Origin of the sequence: Kribbella sp. (assembly GCF_035655035.1) — a bacterium.
In the GTDB taxonomy this organism is placed as follows: Bacteria; Actinomycetota; Actinomycetes; order Propionibacteriales; family Kribbellaceae; genus Kribbella.
This window is the reverse complement of record NZ_DASRVN010000493.1, coordinates 1-5444: the sequence shown is the minus strand read 5'-3', so window position 1 is coordinate 5444 and position 5444 is coordinate 1. Positions and strand designations below refer to the sequence as shown.

Annotated in this window: 5 protein-coding genes; 4 read left to right on the top strand and 1 reads right to left on the bottom strand. The window is 71.1% G+C overall.

All coding sequences use genetic code 11. The annotated features are described in order from the left end of the window. The first annotated feature begins 99 nt into the window (after window positions 1–99). The gene (gene sucD, locus VFF46_RS26985) at window positions 100–987 is read left to right on the top strand and encodes a succinate--CoA ligase subunit alpha (RefSeq protein ID WP_325040025.1); all 888 of its coding nucleotides are present in this window, start codon (window positions 100–102) and stop codon (window positions 985–987) included. A 47-nt stretch (window positions 988–1034) separates the two neighbouring features. On the opposite strand, the gene VFF46_RS26980 is transcribed toward sucD, so the two are convergent. Continuing rightward, the gene (locus tag VFF46_RS26980; protein ID WP_325040024.1) at window positions 1035–2372 is read right to left on the bottom strand and encodes a hypothetical protein; all 1338 of its coding nucleotides are present in this window, start codon (window positions 2370–2372) and stop codon (window positions 1035–1037) included. Window positions 2373–2546: 174 nt separating this feature from the next. Between VFF46_RS26980 and VFF46_RS26975 the strand changes: the two genes are divergently transcribed. The 3 genes from VFF46_RS26975 to purH form a co-directional block, all read left to right on the top strand. Beyond that, the gene (locus VFF46_RS26975; protein ID WP_325040023.1) at window positions 2547–3785 is read left to right on the top strand and encodes a DUF6350 family protein; all 1239 of its coding nucleotides are present in this window, start codon (window positions 2547–2549) and stop codon (window positions 3783–3785) included. A 73-nt stretch (window positions 3786–3858) separates the two neighbouring features. Next, window positions 3859–4485, top strand: a complete 627-nt coding sequence (gene purN / locus VFF46_RS26970) for a phosphoribosylglycinamide formyltransferase (RefSeq protein WP_325040022.1) — start codon at window positions 3859–3861, stop codon at window positions 4483–4485. Next, window positions 4482–5444 (top strand): bifunctional phosphoribosylaminoimidazolecarboxamide formyltransferase/IMP cyclohydrolase (gene purH, locus VFF46_RS26965; RefSeq protein WP_325040021.1); only part of this gene is annotated, 963 nt, incomplete at its 3' end. The genes purN and purH, both read left to right, overlap by 4 nt.

Sequence of the window (5444 nt, the reverse complement as noted above, 5' to 3'; positions counted from 1 at the left end):
TCCAGGAGCTGGACCACCCGCTGGTCACCCAGGTCGACACCATGGACGGCGCGGCCGACAAGGCCGCCGAGCTGGCTGCGAAGTGAGGGACTAGAAGCGATGTCGATCTACCTCAACAAGGACTCCAAGATCATCGTCCAGGGCATCACCGGCGGCATGGGCTCCAAGCACACCGCGCTGATGCTGGACGCCGGCTCGTCGATCGTGGGCGGCGTCAACGCCCGCAAGGCCGGTACGACGGTCGAGCTGGGCGGCAAGGAGCTCCCGGTCTTCGGCACGGTCGAGGAGGCGATGAAGGAGACCGACGCCAACGTCTCGGTCGCCTTCGTGCCCCCTGCCTTCACCAAGGACGCCTGCATCGAGGCCATCGACGCCGAGATCCCGCTGCTCGTGGTGATCACCGAGGGCGTGCCGGTGCTCGACACCGCCGAGGTCGTCGCCTACCTCGAGGGCAAGTCCACCCGGATGATCGGCCCCAACTGCCCGGGCATCATCACGCCGGAGGAGTCGCTGGCCGGGATCACGCCCCACACCATCGCCGGCAAGGGCCCGGTCGGCCTCGTGTCGAAGTCGGGCACGCTGACCTACCAGATGATGTACGAGCTGCGCGACTACGGCTTCACCACGGCCATCGGCATCGGCGGCGACCCGATCATCGGCACCACCCACATCGACGCCCTCCAGGCCTTCGAGGACGACCCGGAGACCAAGGCGATCGTGATGATCGGCGAGATCGGCGGCGACGCCGAGGAGCGGGCCGCGGCCTACATCAAGGAGAACGTGACCAAGCCGGTCGTCGGCTACGTCGCGGGCTTCACCGCCCCGGAGGGCAAGACGATGGGCCACGCGGGCGCCATCGTCTCCGGCTCCTCCGGCACCGCGCAGGCGAAGAAGGAGGCCCTCGAGGCCGTCGGCGTGAAGGTCGGCAAGACGCCGTCCGAGACCGCCAACCTGATGCGCGAGATCATGCAGGGCCTGAGCAAGTAACACCTGGAGCCGGGACCTACTCCCTCGGGAGTGGGTCCCGCTTCGTTTTATGAGTAGGCAGCCGAGCGGTCGACCGCGCGGGCCAGCGTCTCGTTGAACGCGGTGTCGGTGATGTCCAGGTCCTTCAGCACCGGGAACAGCAGGTACACCACCCGGTCCCCGGATCCGGCGATCCCGATCCGGTAGTGGTACTTCTTGCCGTTGCCGCTGTCGTACGTCGCGGTCCAGCTCTTGCCGGAGATCGTGCTGGTCTTGACGGTGCCGGTGGACTGGACCTTCGCGTTCGAGACGTTCTTCTCACAGGCGTCGACGTTCTTCCGGATCTTGGCCACGAAGTCCGACGCCGCGCCGGCGGTGGCGAACTTGATCACGGTGTCGTCCATCCCGAACTCGGTCGGCACCTTCGCCTCCGGCGCCACGTAGGTGGTGGTGCCGACCTTCTTGGGCTTGGCCGTCTTCAGGCTGAGCTTCTCGCAGCCGGTGCCGTCGCCGGGCTGGGCGGCGGCGCTCACCCACGGCTTGTCCACCTGGGAGAGCAGCGGAAGGTCGACCGGAGCCATGAAGCCCGGGGTGTCGGTGTTCGGCAGCAGGGCCGGTTTCGCGACCGGGGCGCCGGTGGCGCAGCCGCCGGTCTCGGCGCAGATCTTCTTCGCCGCCGCGCTGGTGGCGGCCAGGATCAGGTCCGGCCTCGGCGGGGTGGTCGCCATCGTGTCGTGCTCGACGACCATCGTCGCCTGCCCGGTCAGCGTCACCGAGACGGTCCGGTACTTCGTCGCCGTCGCCCCCGGCACCTGCCCGAAGACCGCGATCACGCCGCTCTGGCCGACCCCGGTGGTGATGTAGCCGGCCGACAGCCGGGTCTGCGGGGTGGTGCACTGGCTGAGCCAGTGCACGACCGTGTTGTACGTCTTCGCGGCCGTGGGTTTGTCGTTGGACACGTCGATGTACTGCACCGCGGTGTCCTTGGTGGTCGGGTTCTGCAGGGTCCGCACCCAGGTCCGGAGGCCGGACGGGTCGGCGAACCGCTGCAGTTGGCACGCGAACGAGGTGTCGGGCGCCGAGTCGCCGCCCGCGGTCCCGGTCACCTTCCAGGCGCCGGTCGCGCCGAGCGTCTTCGCGCCGGCCGCGTCCAGCAGCACCTTGTCGTCGGACAGCACGTTCGACTGGCTGGACTTGTCGTCGGTCGGGCTGCTGCTGCCGGCCTTGGGCGCGGGCGACTTGTCGCCGCCGAACGCGTTCAGCGCCGCGACGCCGCCGCCGCCGACCAGGACCACGACCGCCACGCCTGCCGCGATCGTCTGGTTCCGCTTGCGCGCCTGCTGGCGCCGCGCCTCCCGGGCAGCGGCGCGGGTGCCGCCGCGTTGTCCACGGTGGGAACCGGCCAAAGCTCGACCTCCTGACTGATTCCACCTGACAGTACCGGGTGGACCAACGACGCCCCCAGTCAGCTACCACCAGGCGAACACCCGAAACCGAGCGTGAGGAGGCGGGCTGAAGTCTTCCACATCCGGCGTGTCAGGACGAGTCAGGTCCGGGCCCGGGGAGACGATGGGAGCCAGATGACCGACATGCTGAGCCGCCCGGGCGCGCGGGACGGCGAGACGCCCACGTCGGAGATCACCGCCCGCACCAAACCGCTGCCGGTGGCGGCCGTGATCTCCGCCGGATCCTGCCTGCTCACCGGCCTGCTGACCTGTGCCGCGGTCGCGGTGATCGGCTGGCTGGGCGCGACCTTCGGGGGTGCGTCCGGCGCGGTCCGGGCCGGGGCCGGCGCCTGGCTGGTCGCGCACAAGGCAAGTGTCACGATCGGCGGCGGCCGGATCAGCGTCGCGCCGCTCGGCCTCACCCTGTTCTTCGTCTGGTGCCTGTACCGCGGCGGCAAGTCCGCGACCCGGTCCAGCGGCGCCGACCGGACCAAGGAACTGATCGGTCTCGCGCTCGGGTTCGCGGCCGTCTACGGCCTCGGCGGGTTGATCGTGGCGTTGCTCACGGCCCAGGGTTCGCTGCGGGTGTCGCCGCTGTCGGCGTTCCTCGGCGCGTTCTCGCTGGCCCTGGTGGCTGGCCTCGCGGGCATCATCGTCGAGTCCGGCGCCGGCCACGACATCGCCGACGCCACCCCGGCCGGCCTGCGGCACGCCGTACCGGCCGCGCTCGCCGCGGTGCTCACGATCGTGGCGGTCGCCTCGGTGCTGTACGGCGTGCTGCTGGCGGTCCGGTTCTCCCGGATCACCGGGATGCTCGAGCTGCTGGACGCGGGCGTGATCGGCTCGGTGGTGCTGTTCGCGATCTGCCTGATGCTGGTGCCGAACATGGTGCTGTACGTCGTCGCGTTCCTCGCCGGGCCCGGTTTCCAGCTTGGGACCGGTACGTCGATCGCCCCGACCGGCGTGAACGTCGGCAGCCTGCCGGCGCTTCCGGTGCTGGCCGCCGTACCGGCCGACGGCTCGACGCCGGCGTACCTGCTGGCGCTGACCGCGCTGGTGCCGCTGCTCGCCGGGGTGGTGGCGGGCCTGGTCGTGGTACGGCGCGGGCTCGCGGAGCCGGACGCGGACGCGCTCGGCTGGGACGCGTTCGCGCTGCGCGGCGGGATGGCCGCGGTGCTCGCGGGCGTCGTACTGTTCGCGCTGCTGGCGATGTCGGGCGGCTCGGCCGGGCCGGGGCGGATGTCCGTGGTCGGCGTACCGAGCGCGCTGCCGGCGGCCGGCGTACTGGTCGCCGGGATGGCGATCGGCGCCGCGATCACCGCGGCCGTCCTCGCCGCCCGCCGCCGACCCGACGCCGAGCCGCCCACCGCCTGACGCTGACCGGCCGACCCGGCCACGGCGTGACCGGCTGACGGCAGCGCCGGGGGCGGGCGATAGGCTTCCGGGCGTGACTTCTGCTGCTGACTCCGGTTCTGCGCGCCTCGTCGTGCTCGTGTCGGGGTCGGGGTCCAACCTGCAGGCCCTGCTGGACGCGTGCGCCGACCCGGCGTACGGCGCTCAGGTGGTCGCCGTCGGCGCCGACCGCGACGGCATCGCCGGGCTGGACCGGGCGGCGGCCGCCGGCGTACCGACGTTCGTGCACAAGGTCAAGGAGTACGGCGAGCGCGCCGACTGGGATCGCGCACTGACCGCGTCGGTAGCGGAGTACAAGCCGGATCTCGTGGTGTCGGCCGGGTTCCTGAAGCTGGTCGGGGACGACTTCCTGGCCGCGTTCGGGGATCGGTACATCAACACCCACAACGCGCTGCTGCCGGCCTTCCCCGGGATCCACGGGCCCCGGGACGCGCTGGAGTACGGCGTGAAGGTCGCCGGGGCGACGCTGTTCTTCGTGGACGGCGGCGTCGACACCGGCCCGATCATCGCGCAGGTCGCCGTACCCGTTCTCGATGACGACAGTGAAGAAGACCTGACCGAGCGGATCAAGGAGGTCGAACGCCGCCAGTTGGTGGAGTGGGTCGGCCGGCTGGTCCGCGACGGCTGGACCATCACCGGACGAAAGGTTCGACTGAAGTGAGCACCGACCGCAGGCCGATCCGCCGCGCGCTGATCAGCGTGTACGACAAGACCGGTCTGGAGGAGCTCGCCTCGGCGCTGCACGCCGCCGGTGTCCAGCTGGTGTCGACCGGCTCCACCGCGGCCCGGATCGCCGCGGCCGGCGTACCGGTGACCAAGGTCGAGGAGCTGACCGGGTTCCCGGAGTGCCTCGACGGGCGGGTCAAGACGCTGCATCCGCTCGTGCACGCGGGGCTGCTCGCGGACCTGCGGAAGCCGGATCACGTCGAACAGCTTCGCGAGATGCGGGTGGAGCCGTTCGACCTGCTGGTCAGCAACCTGTACCCGTTCACCGAGACGGTCGCATCCGGCGCGTCCGTCGACGAGTGCATCGAGCAGATCGACATCGGCGGTCCGTCGATGGTGCGTGGCGCCGCGAAGAACCACGCGAACGTGGCCGTGGTGACGTCGGCCTCGCAGTACCCGTCGCTGCTGGCGGCCCTGGGCGAGGGCGGCTTCTCCCTCGAGGAGCGGCAGCAGCTCGCGGCGGCGGCGTACGTGCACACTGCGGAGTACGACATCGCGGTCGCGTCCTGGATGGGCAACGTGCTCACCGACTCGAGCGAAGGCTCCGGCTTCCCGGCCTGGGTCGGCTCGTCGTGGGACAAGTCCGCGGTCCTGCGGTACGGCGAGAACCCGCACCAGCCGGCCGCCCTGTACCTGAACGGCCGCGGCGGGCTGGCCGCGGCGGAGCAGCTGCACGGCAAGGAGATGTCGTACAACAACTACGTCGACGCCGACGCGGCCCGGCGTACGGCGTACGACTTCACCGAGCCGGCGGTGGCGATCATCAAGCACGCGAACCCCTGCGGCATCGCGGTCGGCCAGGACATCGCCGAGGCGCACCGCCGGGCGCACGAGTGCGACCCGGTGTCGGCGTACGGCGGCGTGATCGCGACGAACGCGCCCGTGTCGGTCGAG

Bases quoted from the DNA above. Each gene is read 5' to 3' on its own strand.
- sucD (WP_325040025.1), top strand. From the start codon at position 100: ATGTCGATCTACCTCAACAAGGACTCCAAGATCATCGTCCAGGGCATC.
- VFF46_RS26975 (WP_325040023.1), top strand. From the start codon at position 2,547: ATGACCGACATGCTGAGCCGCCCGGGCGCGCGGGACGGCGAGACGCCC.